Origin of the sequence: Micromonospora sp. WMMA1998 (assembly GCF_027497375.1) — a bacterium.
Taxonomy (GTDB): Bacteria; Actinomycetota; Actinomycetes; order Mycobacteriales; family Micromonosporaceae; genus Micromonospora; species Micromonospora sediminicola.
Genome location: NZ_CP114911.1, coordinates 3,085,608 through 3,105,050, shown reverse-complemented (window position 1 = coordinate 3,105,050; position 19,443 = coordinate 3,085,608). Strand labels below are relative to the sequence as shown.

The window sequence follows — 19,443 nt, the reverse complement described above, 5'->3', positions numbered from 1 at the left end:
GCCGGTCATGCCGCCCGGGTCGGCCTGATCGGGACCGGTCCGCGCGGTGTCCCGCCCGCGCGACGCTGCGGCGCCACCGACGATCTGCCAGGTTTGGGCGCACCGGACCCGGGTTAATGGGACGCTCTGACCGGGAGACCCCGCTCGCGAGAACGCATGGAGGTGCACCATGCGCGTCGGCCTTGTATGCGCGCACGCCGGCTCGTCCACCGACGGTCCCACCGTCGGGACCCAGGAGCACATTGCGCGTGTGGCGGCGGAGCTCGCCGCCCGGGGCCACGAGGTCCGGGTGTACGAACGCCGCGACGCGGCGACCCAACCGGCGCTCACCGAACTGGACGGCTACCGCCTGGAACGGGTGCCGGTCGGCCCGGCCGACCCGCTGCCCACCGCCGAACTGGTGCCGTACGTGTCCGAGTTCGGCCGCTGGCTGGCGCAGGAGTGGACCGGTGAGTGGGCCCCCGATGTCGTGCACGGTCACTACTGGGTGGGCGGTCTCGCCGCCGCCCACGCGGTCCGGGCCACCGACATCCCGGTGGTGCAGACCTTCCACTCGCTCGGCGTCGAGCAGCTGCGTCACCTCGGCCGGAGCTACGGCGGGCCGGGCGAGCGCATCCCGCTGGAGCGGGCGCTGACCCGGGCCGTGGACGTGGCGGTCGCCCAGTGCAACGACGAGGTCGACGAGCTGACCCGGATGGGCCTCCAGCGCACCTCGGTGGCGATGGTGCCGACCGGCGTGGACCTCGGCCAGTTCCACCCGGACGGCGAGGCCGCCCCCCGGGACCAGCGCGCCCGGATCCTCTCCGTGGGTGGGCTCTCCGCCGGCCACGGCCAGGACGACCTGATCCGGGCGATGCGGCTGGTCGGCGACGCCGAGCTGGTGATCGCCGGCGGACCGCCGGCCGAACGGCTGGCCGGCCACGCCGAGGCGCGCCGGCTGCGCGAGCTGGCCGAGCGGGCCGGCGTGGCCGAGCAGGTGAAGCTGGTCGGCGCGGTCCCGCACGACCAGATGGCCACCTGGTACCGCTCCGCCGACGTGGTGGCCTGCACGCCGCACTACTCGTCCGCCGGCCGCGTCTCGCTGGAGGCGATGGCCTGCGGGGTGCCGGTGGTCGGCTACGCCATGGGCGGCATCGCCGACGCCGTGGTGGACGAGGTGACCGGCAAGTTGGTGCCGCCGGGCGACGTCCGCACCCTCGGGGTGACGCTGCGCCGGATGCTCACCGACAACGCCGGGCGGTTCGCGTACGGCCACGCCGCGGTGGACCGGGTGCGGTGCAGCTACACCTGGGAACGGACGGCGGCGGCGCTGGAACGTCTCTACGAGCGGGTGATCGGGCGCCGTCGACCGGCCACCCCGGTGGAGCCGACCCCGCCGGTCGAGGTGGTCGTCGAGGCCCGGGGACCGGTCGAGGCGGCCTGAGCGGGCACCACCCCGGCGCCGATCATCGCCGGCCCCCGGTCGCGGGCGGTCGCGTGGTGGTGCTGCGGCTCGGCGTACCGGGTCAGGCCCACCACGGCCGCCAGCGTGACCAGGAATCCGAGCCCGGCCAGCCACTCCCGCCCGGGCCAGATCTTGTCGTTGAGCAGCAGCAGGCCGACGATCGCCGCGGGCACCGCGCCGGCGGCGTCCATCGCGGCCACCGCGGCCGTGGTCGAGCCGCGCTGCATCGCCAGGCCGAGCAGCAGCTGGCCGACCACCGAGTGGGCGATCAGCAGGTAGAGCAGGGGGTCGCGGACGAACGCCTCCGCCGAGTCGGCCGAGGCGAGCGGCCGGGCCGCCACCGCGGCGGCGGAGAACGCCATCCCGGCCAGCGAGCCGAGCACCACCGAGCCGGGCGCGCCGTGCAGCCGGGCGGCGAAGAAGCCGGACGCGGCGATCGCGCCGAGCGCCACCACCAGACTGATCAACCCGGCCGTGCCCAGTTGCCGCGACGGCGCCGGCTCGGCGGAGAGCACCAGCGCGGTGATCCCACCGAAGAGCAGCACCAGCAGGGCCACCTCGGCGGCCGGCAGACGCCACTTCAGCACCAGCACACCGAGCACGGCGGTCACCCCGAGCCCGGCCGCCACACTGGCCTGGACCAGGAACAGCGGGAGGTCGCGGCGGGCCAGGAAGGCCAGCACGAAGCCGACGACCTGGCAGGCCAGCCCGATCAGGTACGTCCGGTGACCGGCCAGCCGCAGCAGCAGCCCCGGGTCGAACGTGTGGTGCACGGTGGTCCGCGCGGCGGCGACCGACTGGAGGAGGTTGGCGAAGCCGTACGCGACGATCATCGCCGCGAGGAAGCACCAGCCGGAGGAGACCACCTGGCGAGGATAGAGCTCGCGCCGGGTCAGCGCTCGGCCGGCCGGCCGAGCCGGCGCAGGATGTCGTCGTGCAGCGCGCTGTTGCTGGCGATGGCGCTGACGTCGCCCGAGTCCGCGCCGGCCGGCGCGGGCCGCCCGGCCAGGTCGGTGAACGTGCCGCCGGCCTCGGTGACGATCGGCACCAGCGCGGCGATGTCCCACAGCGACAGCTCCGGCTCCACCATCACCTCCAGCGCGCCCTCCGCCAGCAGCATGTACCCGTAGAAGTCGCCGTACGCCCGGCTGCGCCAGGTGTCCCGCATGAGCTGGAGCATCGCGTCCAGCCGACCGGCCCGCTCCCAGCCGGTGAGCGAGGAGTAGCAGACGCTGGCGTCGGCCAGCGCCGTGACGCCGGAGACCCGGATCGGCGTCGCCTCGGCCGGGCCGGGCCCGGCGAACGCGCCCGCGCCGACCGCGCCCCACCAGCGCCGTCCGAGCGCCGGCGCGGAGACCAGGCCGAGCACCGGCCGGTCGTGTTCCAGCAACGCGATCAGGGTGGCCCAGACGGGTACGCCCCGGACGAAGTTCTTCGTCCCGTCGATCGGGTCGACCACCCAGCGCCGCCCGTCCGGGCCGGCGGCGGGCTGCTCCCCGTACTCCTCGCCGAGCAGGCCGTCGGCCGGTCGGTGCGCGGCCAGCAGGGCCCGGATCTCCCGTTCCACGGCGGTGTCCGCGTCGGAGACCGGGGTCAGGTCCGGCTTCGACTCGACCCGCAGGTCGAGGGCGCGGAACCGGGCCGTGGAGACGGCGTCGGCGGTGTCGGCGAGCAGGTGGGCGAGGGCGAGGTCGTCGGCGTACCCGGTCATGGTCGACACGCTAGCGCCGGCCGCGCGGGCGGCACCGGCGGGTGCGGCGTCCGTCCGCCGGTCAGGACCCGGCGAGCGGATCGCCCGGGTTGCGCTCGGGCTCGCGCGGGTCGCCCTCGCCGCTGCGCGAGGCCAGCAACCGCCGGTACGAGGCCAGCCGGCGCGGGTCCGCCTTGCCGGCGGCCACCCAGGCGTCCAACGCGCAGTCCGCCTCGTCGGCGGTGTGCGGGCAGTTGGCCGGGCAGTCGACGGTCGCCTCGACCAGGTCGGGGAAGCCGTGCAGCAGGCTCTCCGCCGAGACGTGCGCCAGCCCGAAGCTGCGGACGCCGGGGGTGTCGACGATCCAACCCGGGTCACCGGCCGGATCGGGCGGCGGCGGCAGCCGCAACGCCACCGCGCTGGTCGAGGTGTGCCGGCCGCGGCCGATCGCGCTGACCGTGCCGACCGCCCGCTCCGCGTCCGGGCACAGGCGGTTGACCAGCGTCGACTTGCCCACCCCGGAGTGGCCCACCAGCACCGAGATCCGGCCGGCGAGCAGCGCCCGCAGCTCGGCCAGGTCGGACTGCGGTCGGATCAGCACGTACGGCAGCTCCAGCTCGGTGTAGTAGCCGAGCACCGCCTCCGGCCCGGCCAGGTCGGCCTTGGTGAGGCAGAGCAGCGGTTCGATGTCGGCGTCGTACGCGGCCACCAGGCAGCGGTCGATGAACCCGGTGCGCGGTGGCGGGTCGGCCAGCGCGCTGACGATCACCAACTGGTCGGCGTTCGCCACCACCACCCGCTCCAGCCGGCCCTCGGCGGTGGTCTCGTCGTCGTCGGCGGTGCGCCGCAGCACGGAGCGGCGCTCGGCGATGCGGACGATGCGGGCCAGCGCGCCGGCCGCGCCGGAGGTGTCGCCGACCAGCCCCACCCGGTCGCCCACCACCACCGACTTGCGTCCCAGCTCGCGGGCGCGCATGGCGGTGACGACCGGGGTTTCGGGACCGGCGTCGGGCAGCACGCATGTGTAGCGGCCCCGGTCCACGGCGATCACGAACCCGTCGACGGCGTCGGCGTGCCGGGGCCGGGTGCGCGTACGGGGCCGCGACGACCTGCCGGGGCGTACCCGGACGTCGTCCTCGTCGTACTCCCGCCGCTTGGTCGCCAGGACGTCCCCCCGCTGTCAGTTCTTGCCGGTCACCATCCCCGACCATAGTGCCGGGAACTCCGGCATGGTCTTGGAGGTGCACGTCACGTCGTCGACCTCGATTCCGGGGACGGCCAGGCCGGCCACGGCCGCGGCGTGCGCCATCCGGTGGTCGGCGTACGTCCGGAACGTCCCGCCGCGCAGCGGTCGGGGCCGGATCTCCAGGCCGTCGGGGGTCTCGGTGACGTCCGCGCCCAGCCCGGCGAACTCCTTGGCCAGCGCGGTCACCCGATCGGTCTCGTGGCCCCGGATGTGACCGATCCCGGTCAGCCGGGACGGGCCGTCGGCCAGCAGGGTGAGCGCGGTCAGCACCGGGGTCAGCTCGCCCACGTCGGAGAGGTCGGCGTCCAGCCCCCGGACCGTGCCGGTGCCCCGCACGGTCAGCCCGTCGGTGCCGAGCGTGACCTCGCCGCCCATCCGGTGCAGCAGCTCGCGCAGCTGCTCGACCGGCTGGAGGCTGCTGCGCGGCCAGCCCTGGAGGGTGACCTCTCCGCCGGTGACCAGCGCGGCGGCGAAGAACGGCGCGGCGCCGGAGAGGTCGGGCTCGATCTCCCAGCCGCGCCCGGTGAGCGGGCCGGGCTCGACCACCCAGACGTCGGGCGTGGTGTCGTCCACCGCCGCCCCGGCGGCCCGCAGCATCTGCACGGTCATCCGCAGGTGCGGCGCGGACGGCACCGGCGGGCCCTGGTGCCGGACCACCACGCCCCGGTCGAAGCGGGGGGCGGCCAGCAGCAGCCCGGAGACCAGCTGACTGGACGCGGAGGCGTCGATGACGACCTCGCCGCCGGTCACCCGGCCGGCGCCGAGGACGACCAGGGGCAGGCTGCCGGTCGGTGGAGTGTCGATGCGGACGCCGAGCGTGCGCAGCGCGCCGATCAGCGGGCCGAGCGGACGGGTGCGCGCGTGCGGGTCGCCGTCGAACGTGACCCGCCCGGCGGCCAGCCCGGCCACCGGCGGCAGGAAGCGCATCACGGTGCCGGCCAGCCCGACGTCGACGTGCGCCGGGCCGACCAGCGGGTGCGGCCGGACCAGCCAGCGGTCGTCGTCGGAGGCCGACATGTGGGCCCCCAGCTCGCGGAGGCCGCCGGCCATCAGCTCGGTGTCGCGGGCGCGCAGCGGCCGGGCGAGCGTCGACGGCCCGCTGGCCAGCGCGCCGAGCACCAGGGCCCGGGCGGTCATGGACTTGGAGCCGGGCAGGCGCAGCGTCGCGGCGACCGGGTCGCTCGCGGTCGGCGCGGTCCACGGCTGCGGCGGACGCGTCGCGGTCAGATTCCCCACGCTCACATTCTGCCAACCCCGGGGCCCGGTGGAACCGTCCCGGGATCCTGCTCCCGGTGGGCGGGACAGCCGAAACGCCCGGCTGGGGCTAGCGTGGGCGCCATGTGCGGGAGGTACGCGACGACCCGGAGCGCGGGGGACCTGAGCGCGCTGTTCGAGTCGGTCGACTCCACCGGCGGCGTCGGGCCCGACTTCAACGTCGCCCCGACCGATCCGGTGCCGCTGGTCCGGCTCGCGCCCGAGGGGCACCGGCTGCTCTCCCTCGGGCGTTGGGGCCTGCTCCCGCCCTGGTCCCGCAGTGCCGCCGGCGCCGCCCGCATGATCAACGCGCGGGCCGAGACGGTCGCCACCAGCCGCGCGTACGCCCCGTCCTTCGCCCGCCGGCGCTGCCTGGTCCCGGCCGACGGGTGGTACGAGTGGGTCCGTCGCCCCGACGGCCGCCGGCAGCCCTACTTCATGACCCCACGGGACGGCTCGGTGCTGGCGTTCGCGGGCATCTGGTCGCTCTGGGAGTCGGCCGGCCAGGCCCGGCTGACGTTCAGCGTGCTGACCACCGCGGCGCTCGGCGAGCTGGCCGAGGTGCACGACCGGATGCCGCTGCTGCTGTCGCCGGACCGCTGGGCGGCGTGGCTCGGCCCGACCGACCAGCCCGCCGCGTTGCTCGCCCCGCCCGACGACGGGCAGCTCGCCGGGTTGGAGATCCGGCCGGTCTCACCGGCCGTCGGCGACGTCCGCAACGACGGGCCGGAGCTGATCCGACGGGTCGGCCCGGCGGGAGCGGAGGCGGATTCCACACCGACGCTCTTCTGATCACGCTCGGCACATTGTCGTGTGCTGATTTGCCGGGGTTACGCCTGAAACGTCGCCCGGACGTTCAGCCATGTTTACCGGAGACCCTTGTCCCCGCGTGCGCGAGTGCGATAGAACACAGCGCCGGTGGTGGGTGTCCGTTCGCACGGGGCGGATGACACCCATCGATCTCTTCGAAGATCCTCGCCGGTCCCACGGGGGAGGTGGGTGTATTGACACGGGCACGCATGCCCCGCCCGCACGAGGTGGCCGCCGCACGGCGCGATCCACGACTGCTACGGGCTCTGCGCGAACGCCGACAGGACGACGCCTGGCGCACCAGAGGCACCTGCCAGAGCGTCGATCCGGAGACGTTCTTCCCGGCGCCCAACGAGCCGGCCGACGCGGCGGTGGCACTCTGCCGCACCTGCGACGTCCAGGGCTCCTGCCTGGCCTGGGCGCTGGAGGTCGGCGACTGTCACGGCGTCTGGGGCGGCACCACGCCGCGTGAGAGGCGGGCCATGCTCGTCGCCTGGCGCGGCGAGGTGCAGCCGGATCCGGACGCGATCGACGAGCCCGGCCCGCCGGTCCGGGACCGTCTGCTCACGCTGGTGCCGTTGAGCTGATCAAGGCCGTCGCCCGCGGTCCGGTTCGCCGGTCCGCGGGCGTCGGCATCGCCGATCTCGCGCCGATCATTGTTGCCGGCCGCGGGCGCCGGATTGCCGATCGCGCACCGATCGGTGCCGGCGGGGCTGTCCTGTCGCGATGATCAAGCGTCGGCGACGATGCCGATCTGACGCGGTGTCGACGGGCGTCGTCGTGCGCGGACGGCCCGGGGTGCCTGGCGCGCCTCGGTCCGGTCCCGGCCGTTCGCCGTGCTTGGCTCAGCCGTAGCCGTAGCCGTAGCCGTAGCCGTAGCCGTAGCCGTAGCCTCTTCTGTCGGTGACTTGCCACTGGGCGGGATTCTGCTTCCAAGTAATGAGACCCAGCGGAGATCTTGGCAGGAAAGGGCCCCTAAAGGGGCCATTCCGTACCAAGATCTCGCGTGCGGCGTGCGGCGTGCCGTCAGCCGTCAGCCGTGAGCGAGGGCCGTGCGCCGCCGCGAGCCGTGAGCCGTGAGCCGTGCGCTGCGCGTCGCCAGCGGGGGCCGTGCGCCGTGAGCGGCGAGCCGTGGGCCGCAGGCGGCCGAGGCCGTGGCCGGGTGGGATGTCCGCTCCCTCCGCGTCGCGCGTCGCGTCGCGTGATGTCGCGCGCAGAATGAGGCGGTGCGGCACGACGACGACATCGACACTCCGCGGGGGCCGGCCCGGATCCGGCTCGACCAGCCGGCGACGGCCGGTTCCACGGTCCTGGTGCTGGGCCACGGGGCGGGCGGGAGCGTGGACGCGCCGGACCTGGTCGCGGTCCGCGACGCGGTGTGCGACGCCGGGGCGGCAGTGGTGCTGGTGACCCAGCCCTACCGGGTCGCCGGCCGGCGCGCGCCGGCACCGGCCGGGCACCTCGACGAGGCCTGGACGGCGGTGCTGGCCGAGCTGCGCCGACGCCTGCCCGACGCCGGCCGCTGGGTGGTGGGCGGCCGGTCCAGCGGCGCCCGGGTGGCCTGCCGGACCGCCGGGACGGTCGGCGCGTCGGGGGTAGTGGCGCTGGCGTTCCCCCTGCACCCGCCGGGGCGGCCGGAACGCTCCCGGGCGGCGGAACTGGCCACCGGCCTGCCGACGCTGGTGGTCAACGGCGACCGGGACCCGTTCGGCGTACCCGCTGCGGGGCCCGGGGTCGAGGTGGTGGTCCGGCCGGGGGAGCGCCACGACCTGCGGGTCGATCCGACGGGTACGGCGGCGGCGGTCCGCGACTGGCTCGCCGCTCGCGGTTGGTTGACCTGAACCACGGTCCGGGAGGCGTGACCCTCCCCGGCGGTGGTCGTTGCACCGGGTGGCGCCGGCCGCCCGGTTCGGGCGCGCCGGGGTCACCTCCCAGGCCCTTCCTGGTCCCAGCGTCGGTCGCGGCCGAGGTTGGGGCCGGGAACGGGTGGACGGGTGGTCGAGCCGGTGCGATGGAATGCGACGGCCCGCGCTTCGCGTTGAAGCCCCTTGGATGACATTGTCAGCGCGAGGGGGGTGACCGGTGCCGATCGAGACACGGAACCGGGAGCGGGACGAACGGGACGAACGGCGGCTCCGGCGGCTGCTCGACGCGCCGGAGTGGCCCGCGTCGGGGTTGGCCGTGAGCACCGGCACACACTCGGGAAGTGAATCTGCTGGCTCCCGGGTACGCGTATCCTCGGCGGGAAAGCATCCGACGCGAGGGGATGTGCGGTTGACCACCGAGAAGACGGACGAGCGCAGGGCCCGCTTCGAGCGGGACGCGATGCCCTTCGTCGATCAGCTCTACGCTGCCGGGCTGCGGATGACCCGCAACCCGGCGGATGCCGAGGACCTGGTCCAGGAGACCTACCTGAAGGCGTACGCCGCCTTCCACCAGTTCGAGCAGGGCACCAACCTGAAGGCCTGGCTCTACCGGATCCTGACCAACACCTACATCAACTCCTACCGGAAGCGGCAGCGCCAGCCGGTCCAGGCGCCGACCGACGAGATCACCGACTGGCAGCTCGCCGAGGCGGAGTCGCACACGTCCAGCGGTCTGCGCTCGGCCGAGACCGAGGCGCTCGACCGGCTGCCGGACAGCGACGTCAAGGAGGCCCTCCAGCAGTTGCCGGAGGAGTTCCGTCTGGCCGTCTACCTGACCGATGTCGAGGGTTTCTCCTACAAGGAGGTCGCCGACATCATGGGCACGCCGATCGGCACCGTGATGTCCCGCCTGCACCGTGGCCGACGTAATCTGCGCAAGCTGCTCGAGGGGTACGCGTCGGAGCGAGGTTTCAGCGCCGCGTCGTCGAAGGGCTCGACCGCCACCGCCGGCCGGGAGGTGTGACCGTGAGCTGTGGAGAACCGCACGAGACGGACTGCCGCGAGGTGCTCGCCGAGGTCTACCTCTACCTCGACCTGGAGTGTGCCGAGGAGCGCCGGGTCCTGATCCGGCACCACCTCGACGAGTGCGGCCCCTGCCTGCGCGAGTACGGCATCGAGCAGGAGGTCAAGGCGCTGGTCGCCCGGTGCTGCGGAAACGAGGCCGCGCCGGAGAAGCTGCGCGAGCGGCTGCGACTGCGGCTGACCGAGCTGGTGGTCTTCGAGACGACCGAGTCGCGCGAGTTGGCTGACTGACTGGCACGTACACCGGTGGCCCGGGTCCGCACGGACCCGGGCCACCGGTCTGTCCGGCCTCGGGCCGGCGCGCTGATCGCGGACGATCAGGAGTTGGGGCGCTTGCCGTGGTTCGCGCCGCTCTTCTTCCGGGCCTTCTTCTTCCGGGCCTTCTTCGCCATGCTCTGCCTCCTTGTGCTGGTCACGGTCCGTCCGCGGCGGAGCGCGGCGGAGGTCGCGTGTGGTCCCGGCGCGCCGGGAGCCGACCCGCACGATGCTAGTGCCGCCCGGTCCGTCCCGTGGGCGGCGGGGCGGGTCCGCGCGCGGGTGGTCCGAGGGCCGGCGTGACCGGCGTCATGATTGGATACCGTCGCAGGACTGTCGGACAGAGGGAGGGCCGGGACATGGCCGAGGAGATCCGCGCCGAGATGGTGGCGAACGTCTGGAAGGTCGTCGCGTCGGCCGGGGACACCGTGTCCGAGGGCGACACGCTGGTGATCCTGGAGTCGATGAAGATGGAGATCCCGGTGGTCGCCGAGTCCGACGGCGTGGTGCAGCAGCTCGCGGTCAACGAGGGCGACGTGGTGCAGGACGGCGACCTGATCGCGGTGATCGGTTGAGCGGCCTGCTCGTCCGCCGCGCGGAACCGGCGGACTTCCCGGCGGTGGCCCGCCTGACGGTGGCCGCGTACGAGGCGGACGGCCAGCTCAAGGGTGAGAACGGGTACGCCGTGGTGCTGGCCGACGTGGCCGGCCGGGCGGAGACCGGCGAGGTGCTGGTGGCCGTGGACGAGTCCACCGGCGCGGTGCTCGGCGCGGTCACGTTCGTGCTGCCCGGGACCCCGTACGCGGAGCTGGCCGGGCCGGGCGAGGCGGAGTTCCGGATGCTCGCGGTGGACCCGGCCGCCCAGGGCCGGGGCGCCGGCGCGGCGTTGGCGCGGGCGTGCGTGGCGCGCGCCGTCGAGCTGGGCTGCACGGCGGTGGTGATCTGCGTACGCGACGGCATGGCGGCGGGCGCGCGGCGCCTCTACGACCGGCTCGGGTTCGTCCGGCTGCCGGAGAAGGACTGGTCGCCGCTGCCCGGCGTCGAGCTGCTCGGCCTGCGTCTGGCGCTGACCGCCGAGGGCTGAGCCGGCTCAGCCGCCGATCTTCGCCAGCAGCTCGTCGGCCACCTCCAGGGCGATCTTCTTCCGCTCGTCGTCGGAGATGCCCGGCGCGCGCACCGCGAACCAGCTGGTGTGCACCGCGAACAGGGTGAGCGCGGCCCGCAGCTGGGCGGCCGGTGACTCGTCGCCCCGGCACAGCTCGCCGGCCAGCCGCATCATCCGCTCGCGCATCTGCTGGCCGGCGGCGAGGCTCTTGAGCACGGTCTGGTTCTGCTCGAAGAAGCGCATCACCTTGGGCAGCTCGCCGGCGAACATGGCGTCGGCGTACCGGCCGATCAGCGCGCGCCGGGTCTCCAGCGTGGCGGGCTGCTCGGCGGCCCAGGCGATCAGCTCGTCCATCCGGCGGAGCCGGTCGTCGACGAAGCTGGTGACGATCTCGTCCTTGCTCTTGAAGTGGTAGTAGAGCGCGGCCTTGGTGACGTTGAGGCGTTCGGCGATCTCCCGGAGCGAGGTCTTCTCGTATCCCTGCTCGGTGAACAGCTCCAGCGCGACCGCCTGGATCCGCTGGCGCGTGCCGCCTGTGCCCTCGCTCACCGACCGACACCTTCCAATCCGCTTGACGCTCGTCCGTACCCAGCTTACCGTGCGGCTAGTAAGTCAACTAGCCGGGCGGCAAGTAAGTCGATCACCGATCTGCGGGGGAGCCTACCCATGAGTCAACCAGCCGAGGTCACCGCGAGACCCAACGTCCGCGTCGTCCTCTTCGGCCTGATGATCGCGATGATGCTCGCGATGCTCGACAACATGATCGTCAGCACCGCGCTGCCACGCATCGTGTTCGAGTTCGGCGGCGCCGACCACTTCACCTGGGTGGTCACCGCGTACGTGCTGGGCACCACGGTCTCCACCCCGATCTGGGGCAAGCTCGGCGATCTCTACGGCCGTAAGGCGGTCTTCCTCACCGCGGTGGTCGTCTTCCTGATCGGCTCCGCGCTCTGCGGCATGTCCGGCTCCGGCGTCTTCGGCGGCACCGACAACGGCATGGTCGAGCTGATCGCGTTCCGGGCGGTCCAGGGTCTCGGCGCCGGCGGTCTGATGGTCGGCGTCATGGCGATCATCGGCGACCTGGTCCCGCCCCGGGAGCGGGGCCGCTACCAGGGCATGATCGCCGGCATCATGGCCATCGCCATGGTGGCCGGCCCGCTGGTCGGCGGCTTCATCACCGACAACCTGTCCTGGCGTTGGGCGTTCTACGTCAACCTGCCGTTGGGCGGCGTGGCGCTGCTGGTCCTCGCCACCACCATGCACCTGCCGAAGTACCGCACCGAACACAAGATCGACTGGCTGGGCGCGGCGCTGCTCTCGGTCGGCATCACGGCGCTCGTGCTGGTCACCACGTGGGGCGGCAACGAGTACGACTGGGGTTCGCCGCAGATCCTCGGCCTCGCCGCGCTGGCCGTGGTCGCGCTGGTCGCCTTCGCCCTGGTCGAGCGGCGGGTGCCCGAGCCGATCCTGCCGCTGGGCCTGTTCGCCAACCGCAACTTCGCGCTCATCTCGGTGATCGGGTTCCTGCTCGGCTTCGCCATGTTCGGCGCGATGAACTTCCTCCCGCTCTACCAGCAGACCGTCCAGGGCGCGTCCGCCACGAACAGCGGGCTGCTGCTGCTCCCGCTGATGTTCGGCATGCTCGTGGTCTCGCTGGTGGTGGGCCGGACGATCACGAAGACCGGGCGCTACCGCGCCTTCCCGATCATCGGCGGCGTGGTGATGGCGCTCGGCATGGGGCTGCTCAGCCTGCTCGACCTCGACACCAGCAAGACACAGTCCTCGATCTACATGGTCGTGCTCGGCGTCGGCATGGGCTTCCTCATGCAGACCTCGATGCTGATCGCGCAGAACAGCGTCGAGCAGAAGGACCTGGGCGCGGCGAGCGGCGCGGCCACCTTCTTCCGGTCCATCGGCGGCTCGTTCGGAGTCTCGCTCTTCGGCGCCGTCTTCGCCAACCGGCTGGCCGACTCGGCGGCCGGCCCGGCGTTCGCCGGCAAGGGCGGCGGCGAGGGCGGAGCGCTGGACCTGGAGAAGCTCAAGCAGCTCACCGGCGCCACCCGGGAGGTGGTGCTCGGCGCGCTCGCCGACGCCATCTCGCACGTCTTCCTGTGGGCCGTCTTCTTCACCGTGGCGGTCCCGGTGCTCGCCTGGTTCATCAAGGAGGTGCCGCTGCGGGCGACGAACGACGCCCCGCCGGCCGGCGCCACGCCGGAGGACGAGGCCGAGATCGCGCTCGGCAAGGCCCCCGTCTGACGTGTGAGGAAGGGGCCCCGCTTAACGCCTGGCGTTGTACCGGGGTCCCTTCTTAACGCCGTGTACTGGCAGCACCGTCCCGGGGGGACCACCCCGGGCGTCGTCAGGCGCGACGGAACAGGGCGGTGAGGCGCCGCCACAGCCGGCGCAGCGGGCCGGCCCCGGCATCGGCGACCAACGACTCGGCGGTGGCGCGGGCGGCCGGGTCGAGGGCCGGAGTAGCCCGCGCCAGGTGCGCCAGCTGCACCGCAGCCGGGGTGCGGCGGACGCGCCCGCCGGCCACCTCGGCGAGCCGCCCGGCCACCAGGCCCGCCACGTCGGCGCGTACCTCGGGTTCCACCCAGGCGGCGGTGACCAGCGCGAACAGCGCCGCCTCGGCGACCGGGCCGGGACCGCCGGCGGCCAGTGCCCCCAGCACCCGGCGGCGGGTGGACTCCGCCCACGGCTCGTCGGTGCGGTGGTGCAGCAGGCCGAGGCAGGCCCAGACCTGGGCGCACCGCACCCAGAGCGCGGGATCCTGGCCGGCGAGCACCCGCCCCAGCGCGGTGGGCGGCGTCTCCGGCGGATGCGCCAGCAGGCCGAGCAGGTCGTCGAGGTCGACGGTGGCGAATCCGACCGCGGCGTCGTACGCGGCCGGGGGATGGGCCCAGGCCGGCTGGGCGAGCTGCTGGAGCCGTCGCGCCGCGCCGGCCGACGGGAGCGTGCTGTCGGCGAGACTCTCCGGCACCAGCGGGTCGTCCGCGCCCACCGGGGTCACCTGACCCAGCCAGGGGCGGCCCCGGCAGCACTCGGCGAGGTCGCCGTGCTCGTGCGAGTCGTCCGGGTGGTCGCGGACGAAGTCGGCCAGGGCCACCAGGTGGTCGACGTCGCCGTCGCGCTGGAAGCGCAGCCGGTGCGCGGTGTGCACGGCACAGTCGAAGGACGGGTCCTTCGCCAGCGCGCGGCCCACCCAGTCCAGCGCGGCGTCCAGCCGGCCGTGGTCGGCCAGCGTGCCGGCGATGTCCGCGTAGACCGCCAGGTCGTCCGGGTCGAGCGCGACGGCGCGCTCCAGCGCGGCCAGCGCGTCGGCGGTCCGGCCGGCGCTGCGGTACGCGTACCCGAGCCAGACCTCGCCGAGCTTGGTCTGCTCCGCGCGTACCCCCCGGGTGGCCCAGGCGACCGCCAGGGCGACCTCGCCCAGGCGTCGGGCCAGCGCGGACGCCGCGCCCAGCAGGAGCGGGTGCTCGGGGTGCACGGTGATCGCGTTGCGGGCCAGCGCCAGGTAGGGCTGGAGCGGTTCGCGCAGTCGGCGCGGCACCGGGTCGGGCACGGCCGCGCAGACCTGCATGAGAATTCGCGCGGTGCGCTCCGGGTCGAGGCGTTCCGGCAGGTCGGCGGCGGTCACCCAGGGCACGGCGGCCCACGGCGCGCCGGGCGCGTAGCCGGTGGCGGCGGCCAGCAGGTCGAGCCCTTCGGCGGGGCGGCCGGCGGCGGCGAGCAGGTGTGCCCGGGCCACCACGGCGCCGACGAACGCGTGCTGGCCCAGCGGGAAGAGGTCCAGGTCGCCGCCGCTGGCCGCGGCGAGCCGGGCGAGCGTCTCGTGCGCCTCGGGCAGGGTGGGGGAGCGGACCAGCGCCGCGGCCACGTGGTCGGCCGCGTGCCGCAGGTCGCCCTCGCCCAGCGCCAGGCGGGCCAGCGCGAGTTCCTCCTCCGCGGAGAGCGCGGCGTCGTCCTCGGGCACGTCGTCCTTCCGCCGGTCGGGTCGTCAGCCGGGCAAGCGTAGGGGATCTTGTCCAGCATTGGTGATCCACTGCGCACTACTGCTCGTTGCGTTGCCCGCGACGGCTCAAACGTGCAAGACTGAGCATCGAACGCGCGGCAATCGCGCAGAAGGGGGTGTGGGGTGACCCGTCCAGGGGTCGGCATGGCCGCCGACATCGACGAGCAGCCGGCCGGCTACGAGCGTCTGCTCTCCACCGAGCACGCCACCGCGATCGCCGAGGTCGCGGCCGTCGTCGCGGACCGGCGGCCCCGGCACGTGGTCTTCACCGCCCGGGGCACCTCCGACCACGCGGCGCTCTACGCCGCCTACCTCACCGAGATCCGCCTCGGGCTGCCCGCCGGGCTCGCCTCGCCGAGCGCGATCACCGTCTTCGGCGCCCGGCCCGACCTCTCCGACGCGCTGGTCGTCGGCGTCAGCCAGAGCGGCGGCTCGCCCGACCTGGCCGAGGTGCTGCGGGTCGCCCGGGCCTCCGGCGCGCTCACCCTCGCCGTCACCAACAACCCCGATTCGCCGCTGGTCGAGACCGCCGAGCTGAGCGTCGACATCGCCGCCGGCCACGAGCGGGCCGTCGCCGCCACCAAGACCTACACCGCCGAGCTGCTCGCGCTGCTCATGCTGGTCGAGGGGGTACGCGCCGGCGACGGCGCACTGCCCGCCGAGGAACAGGACGCCCTGGCCCGCCTGCCCGAGCTGGCCGCGCGCACCCTCGCCGACGACACCCCGGCCCGGCTCGCCCCGCGCTACCGGTTCGCCGCCCAGCTCGTCACCACCGGCCGGGGCTACGCGTACCCGACCGCCCGGGAGGCGGCGCTGAAGCTGATGGAGACGTCCTACCTGCCGGCGCTCGCCTTCTCCGGCGCCGACCTGCTGCACGGCCCGCTCGCCATGACCGACCCGGACGTCCCGGTGCTGGCCGTGGTCGGCTCCGGCCCCGGCGGCACGTCCATGCGCGAGGTGCTGCCCCGGCTCGGGGAGCGCCGCGCCGACGTGGTGGTGGTCGGCTCCGCCGACGTCGGGGAGACCCGGATGGCGGTGCCCGAGGTCGACGAGCGGTACGCGCCGCTGCTCGACATCCTGCCGCTGCAACGGCTCGCGCTGGCCCTGGCGCTGGCCCGCGGTGAGGACCCGGACGCACCACGCGGGTTGAAGAAGGTCACCGCGACGATGTGAGGTCCGGCGTGGCACGCTGTGGAGCGTGTCCACCCTCCGTGACCTCGCCGAGGAGCACACCGCGCTCCGTCCGGCGGACATCGACCACCTGCACCGGATCGCCGGCGACTGGCAGCTGCTGTCCGACCTCTCCTTCGCCGACCTGCTGCTCTGGGTGCCGGTGGACGGTGACGGCACCTTCCTCTGCGTGGCCCAGGTCCGCCCGACCACCGCGCCGACCGCCTACCTGGACGACCAGGTCGGCCGGATCGTCGGCGGGCCCGAGGTGGCGCACCTGGAGGTGGCCCACCGGCAGGGCCGGATCTGGCGCGAGGGCGACCCGGTCTGGTACGGCGACGTGCCCGCCCGGCACGAGGCCATCCCGGTGCGGCTGCGCACCGGCGACGGGGAGAACGGCGAGGTGATCGCCGTGGTGGGGCGCGACACCAACCTCTCCACCGCGCGCACCCCGAGCCAGCTCGAACTGAACTACCTGACCACCGCCGACGACCTGGCCCAGATGATCGCCGACGGCACGTTCCCGCCGCCCCGGCACCCGGGCGAGACCACCTCGGCGCCCCGCGTCGGCGACGGGCTGGTGCGGCTCGACGCCAACGGCAAGGTCACCTACGCCAGCCCGAACGCGCAGTCCGCGTACCGCCGGCTCGGCTACGCCTCCCACCTGGTCGGGGAGGACCTGGCCAAGCTGCACCGCCGGCTGGCCGGCGACCCGCTCGAGGGCACCGACGCGGGCAACGCGGTGCTCGCCGCGTTGCGCGGCGAGGCGCCGCCCCGCCGGGAGATCGACGCCCGCGGCGCCACCATGCTGACCCGGGCGCTGCCGCTGATGCCCGCCGGCGTGCCGATCGGCGCGCTGGTGCTGGTCCGCGACATCACCGAGGTACGCCGCCGCGACCGCGCCCTGATCACCAAGGACGCCACCATCCGGGAGATCCACCACCGGGTGAAGAACAACCTGCAGACCGTCGCCGCGCTGCTGCGCCTCCAGGCCCGCCGGGTGGCCATGCCCGAGGCCCGGGTCGCGCTGGAGGAGTCGGTACGCCGGGTCGCCTCGATCGCCCTGGTGCACGAGACGCTCTCCATGTCCAGCGACGAGGCGGTGGAGTTCGACGGCATCGTCGACCGGGTCGCCAGCGCCGCGACCGAGGTGGCCGCCACCGAGGTGACCGTCGGCATGCGCCGGAAGGGCAGCTTCGGCGTGCTGCCCGCCGAGATCGCCACCTCGCTGGTGATGGTCCTCAACGAGCTGCTGCTCAACGCCGTGGAGCACGGCTTCCCGCCGGCCGACGAGGACGGCGCTCCCGCCCCGGTCGACGGGCCGAAGCCGGAGGTGGTGGTGTCGGTGCACCGACTCCGCAAGGAGCTGCACGTCTCGGTCACCGACAACGGGCGCGGCCTGCCCGGGCAGTTCGACGCCGAACGGGGCGGCAACCTCGGGCTCCAGATCGTCCGGGCGCTGGTCACCGGCGAGCTGCGCGGCACCATCGAGCTGCGCAACGGCGCCGGCGGCGGCACCGAGGCGGCGCTTGTCGTCCCGCTGGCCCGGGGCACCACCGACCGCCTCACCGGGCGAGCAGGGCCACCGTGAGTCCCGAACGGGGCCAGACCTGACGCACCGTGAAGCCGTCGCGCAGCGCCGCGCCCTTCGCGCCGGGCACCGCCGCCAGCGGGTCCGCCCGGCGCCCGGTGACCACCAGCCAGACCCGGTCCACCCCGGCCAGGCACCGCGCCGGATCGTCGCACTCGGTGGCCCACAGGTCCGCGTCCTGCCGCTGGTCGCGGACCACCAGCACGTCGCGCGGCAGCCGCGACCGCAGGTGGTACGCCATGCCCAGATCCGGGAACAGCCAACTGTCCCGGGGTGAGTAGACGATCGCGTCGCCCGGCCGCTCCCCGGCGGCGATCACCCGTGCCGCACCCGCGTAGTCGACGGGCGCGCTCCGCGGCCACTCGTGGGTACGGCGCAACGCCGCCTGGTCGGGCAGTCCGAGCAACCCGGCCAGGGCCACCAGGGCCAGCGCCGCCCCGAGCCGCACCCCGGCCGGCGCGCTCCCCGTCGGTCCGGTCCCGCTGACCGCGGTCCCGACCGGCGCGGTCTCGGTCGGCGTGGTCCCGGCCGGCGTGGTCCCGGCCGGTGTCGTCCCGGCCAGGGCCGCGCCGGCGAGCAGGCAGGCGAACGGCACGGTGAAGACCAGGTAGCGGGTCACCCAGAGCGGCACCACCGTGCCGGCCACGAAGAGCAACAGCACCGGCAGCAGCACGGCGGCGGCGGGCAGCAGCGCCCGCCGGCCCAGCCGGACCGCGCCGAGCGCCGCGAGGGCCAGCAGGAACCCACCCACCACGCCGCTCTGCGCCAGCCCTCCGGGCAGCGCCGCCAGGTCGGGCAGGCGGGCCGGGTCCACCCAGTCGAGCTGCCGACCGCGCTGGCCCCGGGCGACAAGCGCCAGCGGGGTGACGAGCACGAAGGCCGGCAGCAGCGCCAGCAGCCACCGCACGAGTACCCGTCGGCCGGCCGCCGGTCCGCGTAATGCGGTCAGCAGCACCACCACTGCGTGCGCGGCGAGCAGGGTGAGCGCGATCAGGTGGACCAGGGCGAGCGCGGCGACGGCGAGCGCGTACCCGGCCCAACGTCGCCGGGTCGGCCGGCGCAGCGCGTCGACCAGCAGCAGCGTGGCGAGCACGGCGAACAGCGTCGCGAGGGCGTACGGGCGGGCCTCCTGGCCGTACCGCGAGGTGGCCGGCAGCACCGCGAACAGCAGGCCCGCCAGCAGCCCGGCCCGGTCGCCGACGAGGCGCGCGCCGAGCCGGGCGGTCAGCGCGGCGGCGGCGGCCATGGCCAGCGCGGAGGGCAGCCGCAACGCCGTCGGCGAGGTGCCGACAAGCGCCGTCCACCCGTGCATGAGCGCGTAGTAGGGCCCGGTGGCGGCGTCGATGACGCGGGTCAGTCGGACCAGGTCGGGCAGCGGGCGGGTGGCGGCGCTCCAGGTGGCCAGCTCGTCGCGCCACGGCTGCGCGTGTCCGATCCCGACCAGCGTGATCCCCAGCGTGAGCAGCCCCGGTACGACCCACACCGGCCAACCGAGGCGGGCTCGGGACGGCGCAGGCTCGGCGAACGCGCTCACATCCCGCAGCGTCACACGCCCGCCCACCCCCGCCACCCCGCTCCGCCGATTCCACCCCCAACCGGGCCCCACCTCACCCCCCAGCGGTCGATCATGAGGTTGACGGCATCCGCCGCCCCTTTTGTCGCCGCCAACTTCGTGATCGACGACGCTGGGGTGGGGTGATGCTGGTCACCGGGGGTGGGGGGTGGATGGGTGTCGATCTGGGCGGGGGTGCCCGTGATGTGGGATCACCGGGGCGGGCGGTGGTCGGTGGGGCGGTGGTGTGGCAGCATGAGGCGCATGACCGCCGCTGTCGTCCGCCGCTTCGTGGCCCGTCGCCACGTCGACTACGGCCGCGTGCGCAGCGCGATCTGTCCGGCCCACTGACGACGCCCGACC

Annotated in this window: 18 protein-coding genes; 11 read left to right on the top strand and 7 right to left on the bottom strand. The window is 74.5% G+C overall.

Annotated elements, in window-relative coordinates; translation table 11 throughout:
• The first annotated feature begins 169 nt into the window (after positions 1 to 169).
• Complete coding sequence (locus O7600_RS13815; protein ID WP_281593948.1) at positions 170 to 1,423, top strand: glycosyltransferase; 1,254 nt, start codon at positions 170 to 172, stop codon at positions 1,421 to 1,423.
• Here O7600_RS13815 and O7600_RS13810 read toward each other — a convergent pair.
• The 4 genes from O7600_RS13810 to aroA all read right to left on the bottom strand — a co-directional run bounded on the left by O7600_RS13810 (position 1,321) and on the right by aroA (position 5,616).
• Positions 1,321 to 2,277 (bottom strand): hypothetical protein, encoded by a 957-nt coding sequence (locus O7600_RS13810; protein WP_281594157.1) that lies wholly within the window; start codon positions 2,275 to 2,277, stop codon positions 1,321 to 1,323. The genes O7600_RS13815 and O7600_RS13810 overlap by 103 nt on opposite strands.
• A gap of 59 nt (positions 2,278 to 2,336) precedes the next feature.
• Positions 2,337 to 3,155 (bottom strand): histidinol-phosphatase, encoded by an 819-nt coding sequence (gene hisN / locus O7600_RS13805; RefSeq protein WP_281593947.1) that lies wholly within the window; start codon positions 3,153 to 3,155, stop codon positions 2,337 to 2,339.
• 61 nt (positions 3,156 to 3,216) lie between these two features.
• Positions 3,217 to 4,152, bottom strand: coding sequence for a ribosome small subunit-dependent GTPase A (rsgA, locus tag O7600_RS13800; protein WP_281594156.1), 936 nt, complete (start codon positions 4,150 to 4,152; stop codon positions 3,217 to 3,219).
• A 162-nt stretch (positions 4,153 to 4,314) separates the two neighbouring features.
• Complete coding sequence (gene aroA, locus O7600_RS13795) at positions 4,315 to 5,616, bottom strand: 3-phosphoshikimate 1-carboxyvinyltransferase (protein WP_281593946.1); 1,302 nt, start codon at positions 5,614 to 5,616, stop codon at positions 4,315 to 4,317.
• Between the two features lie 102 nt (positions 5,617 to 5,718).
• Between aroA and O7600_RS13790 the strand changes: the two genes are divergently transcribed.
• The 7 genes from O7600_RS13790 to O7600_RS13760 all read left to right on the top strand — a co-directional run bounded on the left by O7600_RS13790 (position 5,719) and on the right by O7600_RS13760 (position 10,731).
• Complete coding sequence (locus tag O7600_RS13790) at positions 5,719 to 6,426, top strand: SOS response-associated peptidase (protein ID WP_281593945.1); 708 nt, start codon at positions 5,719 to 5,721, stop codon at positions 6,424 to 6,426.
• Between the two features lie 212 nt (positions 6,427 to 6,638).
• The gene (locus tag O7600_RS13785) at positions 6,639 to 7,031 is read left to right on the top strand and encodes a WhiB family transcriptional regulator (protein WP_281593944.1); all 393 of its coding nucleotides are present in this window, start codon (positions 6,639 to 6,641) and stop codon (positions 7,029 to 7,031) included.
• A 639-nt stretch (positions 7,032 to 7,670) separates the two neighbouring features.
• Positions 7,671 to 8,285: an alpha/beta family hydrolase gene (locus O7600_RS13780; protein ID WP_281593943.1), complete on the top strand. Its 615-nt coding sequence runs from the start codon at positions 7,671 to 7,673 to the stop codon at positions 8,283 to 8,285.
• A 241-nt stretch (positions 8,286 to 8,526) separates the two neighbouring features.
• Positions 8,527 to 9,333 (top strand): sigma-70 family RNA polymerase sigma factor, encoded by an 807-nt coding sequence (locus O7600_RS13775; RefSeq protein WP_281593942.1) that lies wholly within the window; start codon positions 8,527 to 8,529, stop codon positions 9,331 to 9,333.
• Positions 9,334 to 9,335: 2 nt separating this feature from the next.
• Positions 9,336 to 9,623 carry a mycothiol system anti-sigma-R factor gene (rsrA, locus tag O7600_RS13770; protein WP_091576980.1) on the top strand — a complete coding sequence of 96 codons (288 nt, stop codon included), beginning with the start codon at positions 9,336 to 9,338 and terminating at the stop codon, positions 9,621 to 9,623.
• A 383-nt stretch (positions 9,624 to 10,006) separates the two neighbouring features.
• Complete coding sequence (locus O7600_RS13765) at positions 10,007 to 10,222, top strand: biotin/lipoyl-binding carrier protein (RefSeq protein WP_091068708.1); 216 nt, start codon at positions 10,007 to 10,009, stop codon at positions 10,220 to 10,222.
• Positions 10,219 to 10,731, top strand: coding sequence for a GNAT family N-acetyltransferase (locus O7600_RS13760; protein ID WP_281593941.1), 513 nt, complete (start codon positions 10,219 to 10,221; stop codon positions 10,729 to 10,731). Before O7600_RS13765 ends, O7600_RS13760 begins: the two co-directional genes overlap by 4 nt.
• Before the next feature lie 6 nt (positions 10,732 to 10,737).
• Here O7600_RS13760 and O7600_RS13755 read toward each other — a convergent pair whose 3' ends face one another.
• A complete protein-coding gene (locus O7600_RS13755) occupies positions 10,738 to 11,301 on the bottom strand; it encodes a TetR/AcrR family transcriptional regulator (protein WP_091570899.1) in 564 nt (187 codons plus the stop codon).
• Between the two features lie 117 nt (positions 11,302 to 11,418).
• Between O7600_RS13755 and O7600_RS13750 the strand changes: the two genes are divergently transcribed.
• On the top strand, positions 11,419 to 13,008 hold the full coding sequence (locus O7600_RS13750; RefSeq protein WP_099163792.1) for an MDR family MFS transporter: 1,590 nt from the start codon (positions 11,419 to 11,421) through the stop codon (positions 13,006 to 13,008).
• A gap of 103 nt (positions 13,009 to 13,111) precedes the next feature.
• On the opposite strand, the gene O7600_RS13745 is transcribed toward O7600_RS13750, so the two are convergent.
• Positions 13,112 to 14,728, bottom strand: a complete 1,617-nt coding sequence (locus O7600_RS13745; RefSeq protein ID WP_281593940.1) for a tetratricopeptide repeat protein — start codon at positions 14,726 to 14,728, stop codon at positions 13,112 to 13,114.
• 183 nt (positions 14,729 to 14,911) lie between these two features.
• Between O7600_RS13745 and O7600_RS13740 the strand changes: the two genes are divergently transcribed.
• Together O7600_RS13740 and O7600_RS13735 are read left to right on the top strand one after the other, a co-directional pair.
• Positions 14,912 to 15,940 carry an SIS domain-containing protein gene (locus tag O7600_RS13740; protein ID WP_281594155.1) on the top strand — a complete coding sequence of 343 codons (1,029 nt, stop codon included), beginning with the start codon at positions 14,912 to 14,914 and terminating at the stop codon, positions 15,938 to 15,940.
• A gap of 25 nt (positions 15,941 to 15,965) precedes the next feature.
• Entirely contained in the window at positions 15,966 to 17,528 is a 1,563-nt protein-coding gene (locus O7600_RS13735) for a PAS domain-containing sensor histidine kinase (protein WP_281593939.1), read from the top strand.
• Here the strand turns inward: O7600_RS13735 and O7600_RS13730 are convergent.
• Positions 17,503 to 19,062, bottom strand: coding sequence for a glycosyltransferase family 39 protein (locus tag O7600_RS13730; RefSeq protein WP_281594154.1), 1,560 nt, complete (start codon positions 19,060 to 19,062; stop codon positions 17,503 to 17,505). The two genes, O7600_RS13735 and O7600_RS13730, sit on opposite strands and share 26 nt — an antisense overlap.
• Between the last annotated feature and the right edge of the window lie 381 nt (positions 19,063 to 19,443).